This is a genomic window from Marseilla massiliensis, from assembly GCF_016899855.1.
In the GTDB taxonomy this organism is placed as follows: Bacteria; Bacteroidota; Bacteroidia; order Bacteroidales; family Bacteroidaceae; genus Prevotella.
In genome coordinates this window covers 1-19322 of record NZ_JACJJG010000013.1, presented here as the reverse complement: position 1 = coordinate 19322, position 19322 = coordinate 1, and the positions used below count along the sequence as shown (strand labels likewise).

Annotated in this window: 16 protein-coding genes and 1 pseudogene; 7 read left to right on the top strand and 10 right to left on the bottom strand. The window is 44.6% G+C overall.

The window, feature by feature from the left end:
* Nucleotides 1-35: 35 nt before the first annotated feature.
* From carA to uxaC, 5 genes are all read right to left on the bottom strand, one after another.
* On the bottom strand, nt 36-1115 hold the full coding sequence (gene carA, locus H6A34_RS04395; protein ID WP_205103706.1) for a glutamine-hydrolyzing carbamoyl-phosphate synthase small subunit: 1080 nt from the start codon (nt 1113-1115) through the stop codon (nt 36-38).
* 138 nt (nt 1116-1253) lie between these two features.
* Nucleotides 1254-3149 carry an amidophosphoribosyltransferase gene (locus H6A34_RS04390; RefSeq protein WP_205103705.1) on the bottom strand — a complete coding sequence of 632 codons (1896 nt, stop codon included), beginning with the start codon at nt 3147-3149 and terminating at the stop codon, nt 1254-1256.
* Between the two features lie 81 nt (nt 3150-3230).
* Nucleotides 3231-5075: a glutamine--fructose-6-phosphate transaminase (isomerizing) gene (gene glmS, locus H6A34_RS04385; RefSeq protein ID WP_021947865.1), complete on the bottom strand. Its 1845-nt coding sequence runs from the start codon at nt 5073-5075 to the stop codon at nt 3231-3233.
* A gap of 8 nt (nt 5076-5083) precedes the next feature.
* Nucleotides 5084-5881, bottom strand: a complete 798-nt coding sequence (locus H6A34_RS04380) for a polysaccharide biosynthesis/export family protein (protein ID WP_021947866.1) — start codon at nt 5879-5881, stop codon at nt 5084-5086.
* 144 nt (nt 5882-6025) lie between these two features.
* On the bottom strand, nt 6026-7429 hold the full coding sequence (uxaC, locus tag H6A34_RS04375; protein ID WP_021947867.1) for a glucuronate isomerase: 1404 nt from the start codon (nt 7427-7429) through the stop codon (nt 6026-6028).
* A 158-nt stretch (nt 7430-7587) separates the two neighbouring features.
* On the opposite strand from uxaC, the gene H6A34_RS04370 reads away from it, so the two are divergent.
* Nucleotides 7588-8628 (top strand): asparaginase, encoded by a 1041-nt coding sequence (locus H6A34_RS04370; protein ID WP_205103704.1) that lies wholly within the window; start codon nt 7588-7590, stop codon nt 8626-8628.
* A gap of 159 nt (nt 8629-8787) precedes the next feature.
* The gene (rbr, locus tag H6A34_RS04365; RefSeq protein ID WP_021947869.1) at nt 8788-9330 is read left to right on the top strand and encodes a rubrerythrin; all 543 of its coding nucleotides are present in this window, start codon (nt 8788-8790) and stop codon (nt 9328-9330) included.
* Nucleotides 9331-9591: 261 nt separating this feature from the next.
* Here rbr and dapA read toward each other — a convergent pair whose 3' ends face one another.
* From dapA to H6A34_RS04345, 4 genes are all read right to left on the bottom strand, one after another.
* Entirely contained in the window at nt 9592-10476 is an 885-nt protein-coding gene (dapA, locus tag H6A34_RS04360) for a 4-hydroxy-tetrahydrodipicolinate synthase (RefSeq protein WP_205103703.1), read from the bottom strand.
* Between the two features lie 115 nt (nt 10477-10591).
* A complete protein-coding gene (locus H6A34_RS04355; protein ID WP_205103702.1) occupies nt 10592-11512 on the bottom strand; it encodes a DMT family transporter in 921 nt (306 codons plus the stop codon).
* An 83-nt stretch (nt 11513-11595) separates the two neighbouring features.
* Nucleotides 11596-12363 carry a tRNA pseudouridine(38-40) synthase TruA gene (truA, locus tag H6A34_RS04350; RefSeq protein ID WP_205103701.1) on the bottom strand — a complete coding sequence of 256 codons (768 nt, stop codon included), beginning with the start codon at nt 12361-12363 and terminating at the stop codon, nt 11596-11598.
* Between the two features lie 177 nt (nt 12364-12540).
* On the bottom strand, nt 12541-13377 hold the full coding sequence (locus tag H6A34_RS04345; RefSeq protein WP_205103699.1) for a phosphate ABC transporter substrate-binding protein: 837 nt from the start codon (nt 13375-13377) through the stop codon (nt 12541-12543).
* Between the two features lie 188 nt (nt 13378-13565).
* On the opposite strand from H6A34_RS04345, the gene pstC reads away from it, so the two are divergent.
* The 5 genes from pstC to H6A34_RS04320 all read left to right on the top strand — a co-directional run bounded on the left by pstC (nt 13566) and on the right by H6A34_RS04320 (nt 18917).
* On the top strand, nt 13566-14753 hold the full coding sequence (pstC, locus tag H6A34_RS04340) for a phosphate ABC transporter permease subunit PstC (protein WP_021947875.1): 1188 nt from the start codon (nt 13566-13568) through the stop codon (nt 14751-14753).
* A 74-nt stretch (nt 14754-14827) separates the two neighbouring features.
* Nucleotides 14828-15706, top strand: coding sequence for a phosphate ABC transporter permease PstA (gene pstA / locus H6A34_RS04335; RefSeq protein ID WP_205103729.1), 879 nt, complete (start codon nt 14828-14830; stop codon nt 15704-15706).
* 58 nt (nt 15707-15764) lie between these two features.
* Nucleotides 15765-16517 carry a phosphate ABC transporter ATP-binding protein PstB gene (gene pstB / locus H6A34_RS04330; protein WP_021947877.1) on the top strand — a complete coding sequence of 251 codons (753 nt, stop codon included), beginning with the start codon at nt 15765-15767 and terminating at the stop codon, nt 16515-16517.
* A 60-nt stretch (nt 16518-16577) separates the two neighbouring features.
* Nucleotides 16578-17294 carry a phosphate signaling complex protein PhoU gene (phoU, locus tag H6A34_RS04325; protein ID WP_205103697.1) on the top strand — a complete coding sequence of 239 codons (717 nt, stop codon included), beginning with the start codon at nt 16578-16580 and terminating at the stop codon, nt 17292-17294.
* A gap of 645 nt (nt 17295-17939) precedes the next feature.
* Nucleotides 17940-18917, top strand: a complete 978-nt coding sequence (locus H6A34_RS04320; protein ID WP_205103694.1) for a tyrosine-type recombinase/integrase — start codon at nt 17940-17942, stop codon at nt 18915-18917.
* 148 nt (nt 18918-19065) lie between these two features.
* On the opposite strand, the pseudogene H6A34_RS04315 reads toward H6A34_RS04320, so the two are convergent.
* Nucleotides 19066-19322 (bottom strand): annotated as a pseudogene (locus H6A34_RS04315) (IS4 family transposase); the annotation flags it as partial.

Sequence of the window (19322 nt, the reverse complement as noted above, 5' to 3'; positions counted from 1 at the left end):
TTTTTCACCTTTCGACTTAGACTTCCTCATTCAGATTACTTAACTAACGCATCGACAAACCTGTCAAACATAAATTCTGTATCAACAGGCCCGGAACAAGCCTCCGGATGGAACTGGCTTGAGAACCAAGGATTGGTCTTATGGCGTATACCTTCATTACTGCCATCGTTCATATTGACGAAAAGTTCCTCCCATTCTTTGTCCAAAGTTGATGCATCAACAGCATAACCGTGATTCTGGCTGGTTACATAGCAATGCTCAGTTCCAACCAATCTAACCGGCTGGTTGTGTGAACGATGTCCGTATTTCAGCTTATATATTTTCGCTCCTCCAGCTTTTGCCAACAACTGGTTTCCCATGCATATTCCACATATCGGCTTTGTAGAAATACTCATTTGCTTACGTATTATATTTACAGCATCCTCACACATATCAGGATCACCAGGACCGTTGGCAAGAAATAAGCCGTCAAAGTCAATACCCGTATAATCATAATTCCAAGGTACACGAATAACCTCAACGCCTCTATTAACCAGGCACCTTATAATATTGTTCTTAACACCGCAATCAACAAGCACGACTTTCTTTCCACTGCCTTCATTATATCGAATAATTTGCTTGCAACTTACCTGGTCTACAAAGTTTACGCCCTCATAATTCGCCGTTGGAATGTTATCAGGTTCATCGTCAAACAAGATTTTACCCATCATAACTCCATGTTCACGTAACACCTTGGTAAGTTCACGCGTATCAATACCAGTAATACCTGGTACTTTCTCCCGCTTCAGCCAATCGGCAAGGCTCTCAACTGCATTCCAATGACTATATTGCTCACTGTAATCCGCAACTATAATTGCAGATGCATAAATCTTGTCACTTTCCATAAAAGAGGCTATTCCATCTGGCTCAACAGTAAACGGCGGTACACCGTAATTACCGACCAATGGATATGTAAGCACCATTAACTGGCCTGCATACGATGGGTCCGTCAAGCTTTCAGGATAACCCATCATCGCCGTGTTGAACACCACCTCTCCAGCAACAGGGCAATCATAGCCAAAAGACTTTCCGTGGAACTTTGTTCCATCTTCCAATACTAAAGTTACGTTTCTCATTTTGTCGCGCTTTATTACTTGATGCAAACGCTGCCACAAAAGATTTTGTCCAAGAAGCAACGATTGCGTATTTTCAAAAAAATGCCCATGGACGGCACAAGTGCCTGCCGTGGGCTATTAGTTCACATTCACGTAGATTTAAAACTTTTGTTCATACTTGTAAACATTCTCGACATACTCGACAAATGCATGGTTTACAAGTTTTACTCCGCCAGGCGTTGGATAAATGCCTGTAAAATACCAATCGCCCTTATGTCCGGGAATAGCCTCATGCAAACCTTCAATTGACTGATAAACAAGTTCAACCGGAGTTGTCATTCCTTCGGGACGCAACATCTCGATAATTTTTCTGTTTATCTCATCAACCGTAAACGGTTTATATATATCACGCACGCAATTCTGCATTTCGGCTTTTGGCTTTTTCAATTCTGCTTTACATTTATTATAAGTGTCTTCAATAAGCTGGTACATTCCACGTTCCTTCAATAACTCAATTGTTGCGCGGAACACACAAAATTCTTCCAGACTCGGCATGTCAATACCATAATAATCCGGATAGCGTATTTGCGGAGAACTACTTACGATTACAATCTTCTTCGGATGCAGACGATCGAGAATTTTCAAGATACTTTCCTTCAATGTTGTTCCACGCACAATGCTGTCATCTATTATAACAAGATTATCCTTGTACGGTTCAAGTGACTCATAAGTCACATCATATACGTGCGAAGCTAAATCGTTCCTTGAAGTCCCTTCCGTTATGAATGTACGCAGTTTAATATCTTTCCACGCAATTTTCTCGCTTCTTACATATTGGTGCAAAAGATTTGTAAGTTCCTCATAAGAAGGCTTATGGTCCATATCCATTATGGATTTTATCTTCTGCTCATTTATATATCGCTTAAATCCGCCAAGCATGCCGTAAAATGCAACTTCGGCTGTATTGGGAATAAAGGAAAAAACGGTATGTTCCGTATCATAATCGACAGCCTTAAGTATTGTCGGAGTCAATTGTTCACCAAGCTTTTTGCGTTCCTTGTATATATCCCTATCCGAACCTCTACTAAAATATATACGTTCAAACGAGCACTTACAATCTCCCCGTTTCTCAAGTATTCTTTCAACCGAAGCCTCGCAATTTTTCTTTACGATCAATGCGCAACCAGGCTCAAGCTCATGAATATCGTCACACTCAAGGTCAAATGTCGTTTGCAATACAGGACGTTCACTGGCAAGAACAACAATCTCGTCATCTTTATACCAAAACGCAGGACGAATACCCCAAGGATCACGCATGGAGAACATCTCACCACTACCTGTAATGCCACACATCACGTAGCCACCGTCAAAATCAGCCATCGTTGATTTCAAGACATTGCTTATTTTGACATTATCTTCAATATAATTCGTGATTTCCTGGTCTTTTAAACCGAGATTCTTGCCATCAACAAAATTACGCTCAACCTCACGGTCGAGCCTATGCCCCATGAATTCAAGGGTAATATAACCATCACCATAAATCCTGGGTGACTGTCCTTGTTTAACTAATTTCTCAAATATCTCATCGATATTTGTCATATTAAAATTCCCGCACAAGCACAAGTTTTTCGCACGCCAATTATTTCGGCGCAAGAATGGATGAACGAACGACAATCCACTTTTACCTGTTGTGGAATAACGCAAATGCCCCATATAGAGTTCACCGACAAACGGTAAATTATGCTTTGCATATTCAACATCTGAAAGCTGTTGCGTTGTGGCTTTACCAAATTTCTTGTGAACATTACCGAATATTTCAGTAATGGCATTGGAGCCCTCTGCACGTTCACGGAACATATACTCCGAACCAGGAACGGCATCAAGATTAACACATGCCATTCCGGCACCTTCCTGTCCCCTGTTATGCTGCTTTTCCATCATAAGATAGAGCTTGTTAAGCCCATACATCCAAGTTCCATACTTCTGCTGGTAATATTCCAATGGTTTTAGTAATCTTACCATTGCAACTCCACATTCATGCTTCAAAGGTTCCATTATATAAGATTTAAAAAGCTAACGGACATGACATATCATAAATATATTTAACCACGACACATTAGCTTCCCACATTAATAATTATTCTACTGTTACAGACTTTGCCAAATTCCTAGGCTGATCTACATTTTTACCTTTGCAGACAGCTATATGATAAGCCAATAATTGCAAAGGGATTGTAGCTACCAACGGTTCAAGACACTCTTGCGTATCCGGTAGCTCTATCACCTCGTCAACCATCTTGCTTATTGTATCATCACCTTTTGTTACCAAAGCGATAACTTTTCCCTTACGCGCTTTTATTTCTTGAATATTACTCAATACTTTTTCATACATTGAATTACGTGTCGCAATTACGACCACAGGCATATCAGAATCGATCAAGGCGATTGGACCATGCTTCATTTCTGCCGCAGGGTAGCCTTCAGCATGAATATAACTGATTTCCTTCAATTTCAATGCTCCCTCAAGGGCAACAGGATAATTATAACCTCGACCTAAATACAAGAAATTACGCGCATAAGTAAATATCCGACTCAACATTGCGATACGGTCATTCAGCTCAAGAGTTTCCTGCATTTTTTGAGGTATTACGCTCAATTCCCTGACAATACTGAAATATGTATCATCATCAACCGTACCACGCTCCTTTGCCAAAGCCAAGGCAAGCATTGTCAAAACCGTCACCTGACCAGTAAACGCTTTTGTAGATGCCACGCCAATTTCTGGCCCGACATGAATATATGAGCCCGTGTCCGTCGCACGAGGAATGCTGGCTCCAATAACATTACAAATCCCATAAATGAACGCACCACATTGTTTAGCCAGCCTTACGGCAGCCAAAGTATCGGCTGTTTCACCACTTTGGGATATTGCAACAACAATATCCTTATCAGTTACAACAGGATTTCTATATCTAAATTCACTTGCATATTCAACTTCAACAGGAATTCTGCAAAGGCTCTCGATTATCTGTTTTCCAATTAATCCTGCATGCCATGACGTTCCACAACCAACGATTATTATCCTTTTGGCTGAAAGCAACTGTTTTTTATAGTCAATAACAGCGCTTAAGGTTACATTGGTAGCTTCAACATTTACACGCCCCCGCATACAATTTGTCAGACATTCAGGTTGTTCGAATATCTCTTTCAACATAAAATGAGGATATCCACCTTTCTCAATCTGACCTAAATCTAAATCTACAGTTTGTATTTTAGGGAAAAGTTCACGATTCAATATATTGACAACCTTCAGATCCTCGCCTTTACGCATAACGGCAATACTACCGTCCTCAAGATACACAACCTTATCCGTATACTCGATAATAGGACTTGCATCTGAAGCTAAAAAAAACTCATTGTCACCGACTCCTATTACTAAAGGACTTTGTCTACATGCAGCAATAATCTGGTTAGGCTCACGCTTGTCTAGAAGCGCTATCGCATAAGCGCCAATTACCTCATGCAATGCAAGTTGAACAGCTGTAAGCAAGTCAAGATTTTTCTTTGTCTGTACATATTCAATAAGCTGCACAAGGACTTCCGTATCCGTATCAGAACGAAATGACAAACCTTTTTCACGCAATTTACGTTTTAAATCAGCGTAATTCTCGATTATGCCATTATGAATGATTGCTAGATTTTTTGATTCCGAATAATGCGGATGGGCATTAACGGATGAAGGTTCTCCATGTGTGGCCCATCTGGTATGGGCAATGCCGACCGTACCTGACACATCCTTGTCATTACAGAATGCTGTCAAGTCTGCAACTTTGCCTTTTGTCTTATACACGCTCAATCCGCCGTTTGAATTCAACAAGGCCGTACCCGCACTATCGTAACCGCGATATTCGAGCCGTCCAAGTCCCTTCATTAGGATTGGGAAAGCGTCTTTTGTTCCCAAATAGCCAACAATGCCACACATGTTCTATATTATCTTAATACGTTAACGACCAAAGATGCAACAGACGTAACAACGCTCAATACCGAGAACCAAATCGTCACACTCGAACCAATTGCCGAGTTCTGTGCCTGCACTTTGTTAGGTTCAACATAAATATAATCGTTCTGATGCAAATAATAATACGGAGAATTTATCAAGTTTGCATCATTCAAATTCAGTCTGTGAAACGATTTCTGGCCTGTTGAATCCTCACGCACAAGCAATACGTTCTCACGCCTACCGTATATCGTCATGTCACCGGCTCTGGCCAACGCTTCAAGCACACTGATTTTCTCCTGGTCCACAGTATATACTCCGGGTGACTTTACCTCGCCGCCTACTCCGACTTTAAAACTTGCCATCCTTACCGTAACTATAGGATTCTCAGTCTTTGACATATATGGAAGAATCTTCTCCCTAATTGCATTCTCACACTGGCGCTTAGTAAATCCGCCAACCTTGATAGCGCCGACTACCGGAAAATTAATATATCCGTCATTATCAACAAGATAAGTTTGTAGGGCACCACCTCCCGTAGACAAAACTCCTGAAGAATTCAATGTGTTGGTAACTGACAGGTTGAAAGGCGTCGCTGCCTTAGGGTCTGTGGTACTTACTGTAATCGTAAGCAAGTCTTTTGGCATTATTCGTGCGTCAAAAAGTCCTTTAGAAGCTTCAAGGCTTACTGAGTCGGCATTCTGAAAATAAGCAATATGCTTACCGCTGGCACAGCTCCCTAAAATGAAGCATAATACGGCAAATAACACCACGTTTAGTAACTTCTTCATAAATTTATGTGTTGTAATAAAATCGTAAAACTTTGCAAAAATACTTTTATTTTCCGAAACCCACAAATATTTAATAAATTAAATAGCTTAAAAAAGCCTCTCCCGCCCAAATGGAGCAGAAGAGGCTTTTATCTGTTTTAAAATTTAAAACTTAAAGTAATTTTTCGCATTGTAGTAACTTATATCCTCAACCATGCGGTACAGGATTTCCTTATCGTCCGGAAGCAATCCCTTTTCTACATCATTACCAAGCAGATTACATAACAGACGGCGGAAATACTCATGGCGCGGATACGACAAGAACGAGCGGCTGTCCGTCAACATTCCGACGAAACGGCTCAAGAGACCGAGAACAGACAAGGCATTCATCTGTCTTGTCATGCCGTCAAGCTGGTCATTAAACCACCATCCGCTACCAAATTGTATTTTACCCGGACAAGAACCATCCTGGAAATTGCCAAGCATTGTAGCAATAACCTCATTAGCACAAGGATTCAATGTATATAATATGGTACGCGTGAGCTTGCCCTCAGCATTAAGATGGTCAAGGAAATGGCTCATGGCCTTTGCCGTATTAAATTCTCCGATAGAGTCAAATCCGGTATCAGGACCGAGCTTCTTAAACATCAGGCTGTTATTGTCACGTATAGCTCCATAATGGTATTGTTGTGTCCAATCGCTGTCATAATCCATCTCGGCAAACACAGTTAGCATACAGTGCTTGAACTGACGTATTTCCAGTTGTGACAACTCCTGACCGCGCATAGCCTTTTCGAATATCGTTTCAATCTGGCTGTCGGTATAAGGCTCATCATAAAACTCTTCTATTCCATGGTCTGACAGACGACAACCATTCTCGTTGAAGAAATCATGACGCTTCTGCAGGGCGTCAACGAGATCCTGGAATTTTGATATTGTTACACCTGCCACTTCGCCAAGACGAGTTACATAATCAGCGAAAGCCTTAGCGTTGTCTACAGCCATTGCTTTATCCGGACGCCATGCGGGAATCATCTTTATCTCGAAACCGCTCTCACGTGTTTGCTTATGATATCTCAGATCATCAATTGGGTCGTCTGTCGTGCAGACACATTCTACATTATAACGACGCATGAATCCACGTGCGGTGTATCCAGGCTGTTGCAATTTCTCATTACATTCGTCATATATTTCCCTTGCTGTCTTTGGGCTCAGCAACTTATCTATGCCAAAAGCCGTCTTAAGTTCGAGATGGGTCCAATGGTAAAGCGGGTTACGCAAAGTATACGGAACGGTCTCTGCCCACTTCTCAAATTTTTCCCAATCGCTAGTTTCTGTGCCGGTACAATATTTCTCCTCCACTCCGTTAGTACGCATCGCACGCCATTTATAATGGTCGCCGCCTAACCAAAGTTCGGTTATGCTCTTAAACTTATGGTCATTGGCAACCATCTCCGGAATAAGATGACAATGATAGTCTATAATCGGCATCTTTGCCGCATGATTATGAAATAAATCCTGGGCTGTAGCAGTTTCCAGCAGGAAGTTTTCATCCATAAATTTTTTCATGTTTGTGTTTTATTTAAAGTGTTAATTATAAATTAGTAGTATCAAGTTTTTATTTATGCAAATATACATTATTTTTTTTGATTTCAGAGTAAATTAAGCTATATTTGCACAAAATAAATTACGTAAACGATGTCGAACTCAGCTATTCTATTTCGCAAATGAATAATAATAAAAACAATAGAGTATTACTGATATACACCGGAGGGACTATCGGCATGGGAAAGAACCCGGAAACGGGAGTGTTGGAACCCCTCGACCTTAACCACCTGGTGAGCTGTCTTCCTGAATTCAGCATGCTAAAGACCGCCGTAGAGACATACCAGTTCACGCAACCTATCGACTCGAGCGACATGTCCCCAAGATTATGGTCGCAGCTGGTAAGAATCATAGCCGAAAGATATGACCAATATGACGGTTTCGTTATTTTACACGGAACTGACACAATGGCTTACACTGCTTCAGCACTGTCATTCATGCTTGAGAATCTGACCAAGCCTGTAATACTCACAGGTAGCCAGTTACCCATCAACCAACTGCGCACTGACGGAAAGGAGAACCTCATAACAAGTATTGAGATTGCCTCGGCCGTTAACAGCGACGGTACAGCCATCGTTCCCGAGGTATGCATTTACTTCAGCGGCAAACTGCTGCGAGGCAACAGGGCAACAAAAACAAACGCCGACGGATTCAATGCTTTCGAATCGTTCAACTTTCCACACCTTGCTGAAGCCGGTGTCAACATTGTTTACAACGTTGACCATATCCTGAAACCGGACTTCAACAAGCCAATGATACCACATACTGCAATAGACCCCAATGTCGTTGTATTCTCGCTATTCCCCGGACTCCAAGAAAACATCATACGCCACGTACTTGATGCCCCAGAACTTCGGTCTATAGTAATGCGCAGCTTCGGCAGCGGCAACGCGCCAAAGAAGCCATGGCTTACCAGGATTCTCCAACAAGCAAGCCGACGCGGAGTTACGATAGTGAACATCAGCCAATGCCTTGCCGGCAAAGTTGAAATGACAAGATATGACACCGGTTACAGACTGAAAAGCACTGGAGTAATAAGTGGTTTTGACAGCACCGTTGAGTGCGCCGTAACCAAGCTCATGTGCCTGCAAGGCAATTTCACCGATAACAAGATTGTTAGGAACTACATGAGCCGCTCCATATGCGGGGAAATAACAATTTAATTAAAAAAACACAATAGATTGTGCCCGTTTGACTTTAATTGCTTAACTTTGCATAAGTGAACCTCTTATGACATTAAGATAAGAAATTATTTCAATTAACACTTCGAGGTCACGAAAATAATAGAGTATAAACAAATAAAAATTTAAAGCAAAAGCATCATGAAAGATTTGAAAGGAACAAAGACAGAGAAGAACCTGCAGGAAGCTTTCGCAGGCGAGTCGCAAGCACGTAACAAATACACCTATTTCGCTTCAAAAGCAAGAAAAGAAGGTTTCGAGCAAATAGCAGACATTTTCGAAGAGACAGCAAGAAACGAGAAAGAACACGCTAAACTGTGGTTCAAGTACCTCGAGGGCGGTGACATCAAGGATACCGCAAGCAATCTCGAGGCTGCCGCAGCAGGCGAAAATTTCGAGTGGACTGACATGTACGACCGCATGGCGAAGGAAGCTGACGAGGAAGGCTTCAAGGAGATTGCCGCTAAATTCCGCATGGTTGGCGCAATCGAAAAGGCTCACGAAGAGCGTTATCGCAAGCTGCTTGGCAATGTAAACGAGCAAAAAGTATTCTCTAAAGATGGTGATGCTATCTGGCAGTGCGCTAACTGCGGCCACATCGTTATCGGCAAGAACGCTCCCAAGATTTGCCCCGTTTGCAACCATCCGCAGAGCTTCTTCCAGATTAAGGCAGAGAACTATTAATCTCGTTTGATTATCTTAACAAAAAGGCACACCAATCGGTGTGCCTTTTTTATTGGTTAATTACAGGTGCCGATTTCTTGTAGACAGAGGGCCAATGGCGGCATATTTTTATGGCGCTCTGAATCAGTAATTTAGCTTTAAGCAATCAAACGATGCTCTCATAACTTTCATTCGCTATTAAACAGTCGTGAATTACAACGCAAAAGGTGGCCTTTCGTCTTATGAAAGGCCACCTTTTGCGTTGTAATTAAGCGTATTTCACTAAAGCCTGAACTTCAGGCACTCGCTTATTTTCTGCATTGTTGTGAGGCGTGTCGGCACGAGCGGCAGGCGTAGAACGTTCTCTATCATGCCCATTTCGTGAAGCATGGCTTTTACGCCGGCAGGATTTCCGTCTACGAACAGGAGGCTGAACAAGTCGGTAAATTTGTGATGTATCTTGCGTGCGCTCTCCATTTCGCCGTTCATTTCAAGGCGTATCATGCGCGAGAATTCCTTAGGCAGGGCATTACCGATAACCGAAATCACGCCGGCCGCGCCGCACGCTATCATCGGGAAGGTAAGGGCGTCGTCGCCGCTGATTACGTCAAACGAGTCAGGTTTGTTCTTTATGATTTCGTCCACCTGCTCAAGACTGCCGCTAGCCTCTTTTATCGCCACTATGTTCTGGCAGTCACGCGCAAGTCTTACTGTAGTCTCAGCCTTGAGGTCCACGCCAGTACGTCCTGGCACATTGTACAACACCACCGGCAGTTTAGTTGCCGCGGCTATTGCCTTGAAGTGTTGATAAAGACCCTCCTGGGAAGGTTTGTTGTAATACGGACAGACGCTCAATATACCGTCAATACCGGAAAAATCGCCCGTATTAAGCTCATTTACGACCTCGGCTGTATTATTGCCTCCACAGCCCATCAGTATTGGCACCTTACTACCTACCGTTCCGACAACAAGTTCTTTTATTTTCTGTTTTTCATCCCTTGTCAATGTAGGGGTCTCTCCCGTTGTGGCAAGTATGCAAAAAAAGTCGGCGCCATTGGCAAGCTGATAATCCAAGAGTCTCTTCAGCGCTGCATAGTCCACTGCACCGTCAGAAGTAAAAGGTGTGACAAGGGCTATGCCAAGGCCTTTAAATATGTTATGAGCCATAAGATATAATGTCTTTTTCTTAATAATTCGGATGCAAAAATACTATTTTTACGTTAAAAATCAAAACAAATTGTTGTTTTTTAGCAGACATTCAAACACTTGTACATTCCCCAAATTAATGCGAGCCGATATATAGGAACACCATTCCGAGAAGCACAAGAATTAGGTCTACTACCTTACTCTTGAGATTCTTCTCATGCAGAAGGGCCGCTCCAAACAGGAATGATACTATAACGCTGCCGCGCCTTACCATCGACACTATACTAATCATTGCGTCCGGCATGCTCAATGCATAGAAATACACAAAATCGGCGGCACTGAGGAATACGCTGATGAATATTATGCACCAGTCCCAACGGAACGGAGTGGTGTGTTTTCTCTTTGGCCACCACAGAAGTAACAGCATTGCCCCCATCATAAAACATTGATAAATGTTATACCAACTCTGTACAACCATAGGTTCAAGCCCTACCCCGCCGCTCTCCACCGGAGCCATCAGGTACTTGTCGTAAAGGCCGCTTACCGCACCGAGGAACGCTGCCAGTACGATAAAATATATCCAACGGTCGTGCTTAAAGTCGATACCCTCCTTCTTGCCGCTACGGCTCAACATAAAAAATGAAGCTACCGCCAGCGCTACTCCTATCCACTGATAAACGTTAAGGCGCTCGCCAAACACGATAAACGCACCCACAAGCACCATCACTGGGCGTGTGGCGTTAATCGGGCCGACTATTGTCAGCGGCAAATGTTTCATCCCGAAATAGCCGAGCACCCATGATGACAGTACGATAAGGCTCTTTAATATAATGTATTTATGCACCTCCCATCCGCCGCCTGCCGGCACATAGAATATCGAACCGTCAAGTGCCGTAGTATTGGCCGACAAGAAGATGAACGGAAGGAATATCAGCGAAGAGAATAAAGTGTTAAGAAACAATACGGGAATAACGGCATTCCCATCAAGCGACTTTTTCTTGAATGAGTCGTAAAAGCCGAGTAATACAGCCGAAAGAAACGCTAATAAAAGCCACATACCTGAATAAAAAATGAATAGTTTAAAATGAAAAACAAGATGGACGATGGACGGATAAACCGTATAATAACAAGTTATGCGGCCTATGTGTCAAGCCCGTGAGCCTGCAAGTCCGCAGGATACTCTATCCGTTCAAGAAACAATGCGTTGCCCGGCATGCTCTCTCCTGCTCCCGAGCGCTGCTTACCTTCTATTATCCTCATGAAACCGTCAAGAGTGATGCGCCCACGTCCTACATCTACCAACGTGCCGACCACGGCCCTCACCATGTTGCGGAGAAATCGGTTGGCCGTTATCACGAAGTGCCATTGGTATTCGCCGTCCCTCACCCAGCGCGCCTCCGTGACTTTGCACAGCGTCGTTTTCACGTCAGTATTGCTCTTGCAGAAAGCCGCGAAGTCGTCATACTCCATGAGCATGGCCGCCGCACGGTTCATGAGGTCGAAGTCGAGGGGATACGTCAGCTGACATGAATATGACCGTAAGAACGGGTCTTTATGCTGATGTACGTAATAATGGTACGTACGCGAAACCGCGCTGAAGCGGGCATGCATGTCACCACCGACCTTGACAACCTTGTCGGCAGAGATGTCTCGCGGTAAAATACGGTTAAGCTTGTAAACCAGCTGGGCACAATCAATGTCCTGGGAAAAATCAAAGTGAGCCACCATCATGCGCGCATGCACCCCTGTGTCAGTGCGGCCGGCACCCACCACCTGTACATCCTCACGCAACAATGTTGACAATGCACGCTGAAGTTCATCCTGAACCGTGTTTCCGTTGGGTTGGGATTGCCAACCATGGTAAGACGTTCCGTCATACTTAAAATACAGAAAATATCTTTGCGTCATGTGCCAAACTTTATTTTCGGGTGCAAAAGTACAAAAAATACACGCAGCAGAAACATTTGTAAATAAGAAAATTCAAAATGTTTACCATCGTGACTATGAATATACAAAAAACAATCCGACAACCCGACGCAAATACGCCGGATTGCCGGATTCATATTATCCCAAATCTTTTATCCTTTATCTTGCCGGAACGTATCCGCTCTTCATTACAATATTCTGACCTTTGGGAGAAAGGAGGAAGTTGATAAACGGTTCGACCACCTTTGCCTTGTCTGCCGTATAGTAATAATAAAGTTCACGGATAATCGGATATATATGGCGCCGCCCCGTATCCATATTTGGATAAACAAAGTGCTTTCCGTCATAAGACACCTTGATGGCCTTGACATTCTTGTTTACATAAGCCATGCCTACGTAGCCTATTGCGCCTCTTGTCTGGCTTACTGACTGGATTACAGCTCCCGTAGCCGGCATTGAAAGCACGCCTGCCATATAGTTTTTCTCATGCAACACGCTGGTCTTGAAAAACTCGTATGTACCCGAAGATGTTTCGCGAGAATAAACTATGATTTTAAGATCCGGTCCATACTTACCAGTATAATAATCCTTTACCTGATTCCAATTGGTGACCTTGCCACGGAAAATCGCTTCGAGTTGCTCACGTGTGAGGTGCGAAATAGGATTGTTCGGATTGACGATTACAGCCAAGGCATCATAAGCCACTACAGCCTCGCGCAACTGCTTACCGCTATTGCTTATCTTCACGCGTTCATTAAACTTTACCGAACGTGAAGCCATTGCAATATCAGTAGTTCCGTCAATCAGTGCTGATAATCCCACGCCAGATCCGCCTCCGGTCACGGTAACACGCGCTTGCGGATTCTGCTTCATATAAACTTCTGCACCTTCTTGCGATACTGGCAGAACAGTGTCACTGCCTTTGATTTTCTGTCCGGCTGCGACCATCGTCACAACAGAAAAGACCACAGCCGTCATAATTCTTAAAGCGTCCATATTCATTGTTATCGATTTTCGAGTGCGAAATAACAAGTTCCGGTTTTCATTGCGGTTACACATGTGTTACATTCGTATTACAGCTACACAATGGCCGGCAATGTAATACAATTGTAATCACCGTGTCACGCTTTCGTTATGATTATGCCCTACTTTTGCGGTCAGAAAATAGCAAACTGTAAATAACAATGAAAAAGGTTTTAGAGAAAATCATTACAGGAATAATAACATGCAGCGGCTTTCTCACAAGCGTTGTTATCCTGCTGATTGTATTGTTCCTGTTCTCTGAAGGTTTCGGATTGTTCTCGCAAAAGACAATCGAAGACGGGTACACTCTTGTCGTTAACAAAAGCAATCCTGTAGACGAGCTTAACGCGAAGCAAATCAAGGAAATCTTCGACGAAGACATCACGAACTGGAAAGATGTCGGAGGTACGGACGAAAAAATCATGCTATTCAGATTTGACGACATGCAAAAATTCTTCACCGAAGAAGAACTTGGAAAGAATTATGCCAATGCCGACAAGTGTATTGAAAAGCTGGTTGAGAAAAACAAAGGGATTATTGCATTTGTTCCAAACAATTTCATTAAGAAAGACTTTACTGGCAAGAAGCTTGAAGACCACCATATTGCCGGTTCGGAAGTATTCTTTGGCAATGAATGGTTCCCTACAGCCACTCCTGCACCTCAATTCGGTTTCGTCCCGCTGATACTCGGCACAGTTTGGGTTACCGTTTTCGCCATATTGTTCGCCTTGCCATTTGGACTTGCCGTGTCAATATACATGTCGGAGGTAGCGTCAGAAAAGATGCGCAAAATCCTTAAACCTGTCATCGAGCTGCTTAACGGCATACCCTCTGTAGTTTACGGTTTCTTCGGACTTATAGTAATAGTTCCACTATTGCAGGATGTGTTCGGACTGCCAGTAGGCGAAAGTGGACTTGCCGGCGCTATCGTATTAGCGATTATGGCGCTGCCTACTATCATCACGGTAAGCCAAGATGCCATGCTAAACTGTCCCCGATCGCAGCGTGAAGCGAGTCTTGCGCTGGGAGCGTCAAGGTGGCAAACTATATATAAGGTAGTAATGCCATACTCCATTTCAGGTATAACGTCTGCCATTGTGCTTGGCATTGGACGCGCGTTCGGAGAAACAATGGCCGTTCTTATGGTTACGGGTAATGCCGCGGTAATACCGCTCTCGATAACAGACCCGTTGAGGACAATCCCCGCCACAATCGCCGCCGAACTGGGAGAGGCTCCTGCCGGAGGACCGCATTACCAGTCATTGTTCCTGCTCGGTGTTGTACTGTTCTTCATAACACTGATAATCAACTCGAGCGTTGAATATATTTCGGCGAAAAACAAGAAATAAACACGATGGCTTAATGCCACGACATGTCTTACAGACCATAACAAGAATAAAACAGAAACACTATGGATAGTGAAATGAAACTTCAGGCCGGAAACCACAAGAGGAAAATTCTTGCCGAGAACATAGCCTTCGGCCTGTTCCGCATACTTAGCGGGGTGATTGTCACAATATTGTTCATCATCTTGGCGTTCATAATAATAAAAGGTGTAGGTGTGCTCAACTGGGACTTCATCACCACACCGCCTACTGACGGTATGAAGGGCGGCGGTATATGGCCTGCCATCGTAGGAACATTCTATCTGATGGTCGGCAGCGCAATAGTAGCGTTTCCGCTCGGTATAATGAGCGGCATTTACATGCACGAATACGCCAAAAGCGGCCGTTTGGTGAGGTTTATCCGAATGATGACCAACAACCTTGCGGGCATTCCTTCAATAGTATTCGGATTGTTCGGTATGTCGTTGTTCGTCAATTTCTTCGGGTTCGGCGACAGTATTCTTGCAGGTTCGCTTACACTCGGACTGCTTGCCCTGCCGCTTGTCATAAGGACTACGGAAGAAGCGCTCAAGGCCATACCTGACAGCTTCCGCGAAGGCAGCCTCGCGCTGGGCGCCACCAAGCTGCAAACCATCCGCAAGGTTATCCTGCCCATGGCCATGCCCAACGTTATAACGGGCCTCATCCTAGCGCTCGGACGTGTATCGGGCGAAACTGCCCCGATACTTTTCACGTGCGCCGCATACTTCCTGCCACAGCTGCCACACAGTATGTTCGACCAGTGTATGGCACTTCCGTACCACCTGTACGTACTTGCCACCAGCGGTACAGACATGGAAAAGCAAATACCGATAGCATACGGCACGGCGCTTGTGCTGATAATAATAATACTTTTCGTCAACCTTCTGGCCAATGCTTTGCGCAACTACTTCCAGAACAAGTTGAAGACTAATTAACCGACAGGCGGCATTCCAGCCATAAATCAACTAACAATAAAATACGAACAGAACAGATATGAGCAAGATTGAAGCAAAGAATGTAGATTTCTATTACGGGTCGTTCCATGCCCTGAAGAACATCAACATGAACATAGAAGAGAACGAGGTGGTAGCGTTTATCGGTCCGTCAGGTTGCGGTAAGTCAACTTTCCTGCGCCTGTTCAACCGCATGAACGACCTCATTCCGGGCAGCAGGCTTGAAGGTGAGATTAAAATCGACGGACGCAACATATACGACCGCTCGGTAAACGTTGACGAGCTGCGCAAGAACGTGGGAATGGTGTTCCAGCGCCCCAACCCGTTCCCGAAGAGCATATACGAGAACGTAGCCTACGGACTGCGCGTGAACGGCGTGAAGGACGAGACGTTCATAGCCGAGCGCGTAGAGAAATCACTCAAGGGCGCGGCTCTCTGGGACGAGGTGAAAGACAAACTCAAGAAGTCGGCTTACGCCCTCTCAGGCGGCCAGCAGCAGCGTCTGTGCATAGCGCGCGCCATGGCCGTGGCACCGTCGGTACTGCTCATGGACGAGCCTGCGTCGGCTCTTGACCCTATATCGACAGCCAAGGTGGAAGAGCTCATACACGAGATAAAGAAAGACTACACCATAGTCATCGTAACGCACAACATGCAACAGGCTACCCGCGTAAGCGACAAGACGGCCTTCTTCTATCTCGGCCAACTCATCGAGTTCGACAAGACCACAAAAATATTCACCAACCCATCCAAGGAGGAGACGCAGAACTACATCACCGGAAGGTTCGGATAATAGCATAACAGAATACAACAACTGCCGATGCACCTTATAACAACAAAATAAAACAGAATCATGGTAAAATTCGTAGAAGATGAACTGAAATCCATACGTCAAGAAATACTCGACATGTGGACACTCGTATACGACCAGATGAACAACGTATGCGAGGCCATACCTACCGTTGACAAAGAAAAGGCATGGGACGTGCTCATCCGCGAGAAGCGCGTCAACGCCTACGAGTTGAAACTGGATTGCGACATCGAAGACTTCCTCGTACTTTACAATCCGGTGGCCGTCGACATGCGTTTCATCGTAGCAATGCTGAAAATAAACACCGACCTTGAGCGCATAGGCGACTTTGCAGAGAACATCGCACGATTCATCATCCGCCAGGACGGCGAGCGTATCGATGCCGAACTGCTGGAAAAGACCAGACTGAAGGAAATGGCCGACGCCGTGCTCGACATGCTGGCAACGGCAAAAACAGCGCTTGAGAACGAAGATCTGGCACTTGCCAACACCCTGTTCGAGAAGGACAATCTCGTAGACGAGATAAACGCCGCCTCGACAAAGGCACTGGCTGACTACATTGGCCAGCACCCCGAGAAAGCCGCCTTCTGCCTTGACTTCAAGGGAGTGTTCCTCCGCCTCGAGCGCACGGGCGACCACATCACCAACCTGGCAGAAGAAATCGTGTTCTATATCGACGCCGTTGTGCTGAAACACTCGTCGGACAAGAACAAGACAGACCAGGCCCTGCTGCGCCGCATGCAGGAAGGACAGGAATAAAAACCTTCAACAACACACAGATACACGCGAGTGTACCACTATCAACCTGATAATCAATTCATTGCGAAACGCCGTCTTTTGGATTCCAAAAGACGGCGTTTTTGCATGCAAAAGGGCACACGGAACGTAAAAAGCCGCATATTACCCAACCATTCACTTTTACCCTGACATTCGCCGCATTCCTTATTAGCTCTGCTTCGTCACGGGAGCAAATGAACATCGCAAGCGTAAACATCCTTTCTACGTGCATGATTACTTATATACGTACGCCGTTAAGAAGCGCGTTAACAATAGCCTGGATAATAAATTCGTAGAAAAAGTTGGCCATTTCGCAAATATTTTGTATCTCTACAAGTTTTAAACAAACAATTACAAACATACGAGCGATGGCTTCCGTGAACAGACATACAGAAAATTATCTTATAATCGACAGGTTTTCAGGAAAACGGCTGGAGTCGTTTTAACAAAGTATCCAATCCCTGACTCACGCATTTCCTCTATTCCGTATCGGCTAAAAATCTCAACCGGCCATGGCGCCATGGCATTAAACCGGCTACCACGGCCGGCACATTGCAATGTCATAGGAAGATGATATACAGCCGCCGAAAACGGAAAGTGAAAAAACAAACTAAAAAATTAAAGTGAATGACATCAATCAAGGTAAAATACCACCCTTCTGCCACAACAGGCAGGAAGTGCCGCGAAGTAAAGAAGTACATAAAACCGGCAAGCGAACAATCACTGTCCAACTTCATGCAAGGCGTAATCTGCCATCTGAAACAGCTCGGCAAGATACGCACATCTGAAACATACACCTCAACACTGGCCAGCTTCATGAAGTTCCGCGCCGGCCAGGACATCATCCTCTGCGATATTGACGGCAACATGATGATGCAATACGAGGCATGGCTCAAGGGTAAAGGCATATGCCCAAACACGACATCTTTTTACATGCGGATACTACGCGCGGTATATAACCGCGCCGTGGAAAACGAACTGACTGAGCAGCGCTATCCGTTCAAGCACGTCTACACCGGAATAGACAAAACCGTAAAACGTGCCATGCCGCTGAAAGCCATACGACAGATCAAGGGACTTGACCTGGCCAACAACCATAAACTTGACTATGCGAGGGACATGTTCCTGTTTTCGTTCTACACCCGCGGAATGTCGTTCGTTGACATGGCTTACCTAAGAAAGTCCGACCTGAAGAACGGAATAATCACTTATCGCAGAAGAAAAACGGGACAGTTGCTCACCGTAAAGTGGGAGAAATGCATGGAGGACATCATCGCCAAATACCACGGCAACCATGCCACCCGCTATCTCCTGCCGATAATCACCAACCCCATGGCCGACGAGCGGACGCAATACCACAACGCCATCAGCCGCGTCAACATAGCCCTAAAAGAGGTAGCACGACTGGCCGGACTGCACATACCGCTGACCATGCACGTGGCACGCCACTGCTGGGCGAGCGTAGCCCGAAGCAAGAACATCCCAATCTCGATAATCAGTGAGGGCATGGGGCACGATTCAGAGGCAACCACACGTATCTATCTGGCCTCACTCGACACAAGCGCCATCTACAGGGCGAACAGCCTTATACTGAAAGACTTATAACGCCAGACAACACCCCGTGACTTTTTGGCACCTCTTTATGACTTAATGGCACCTCTTGAACGGAAAAATTAATTTTCATATTAAATTAATGTAATAACTTTGCACCCGAATGCATTAGTGTCCCGTTAAAATGAGACGAGTTAAACAATTAATCAAATAGCCCCGGAATAATGGGATTATTTAGATCTTTGACATCATTGAAATTAGTCTTGTCGAACAGGTCACGCAAGTAGGTTTTGTCTGTCAATAATATGCTGAGAATTTGCAAAACTTCATAGGTTGAGCGTTTCAACTTCATATCATGTTGGACAATAGCCACAAGACAGTATGTGATAATAGCCACACTGATTTGTATGCGGACGGCGTTCTCTGTTGTGCCCCAGAATTTCTTTATCTTGAGGTGCT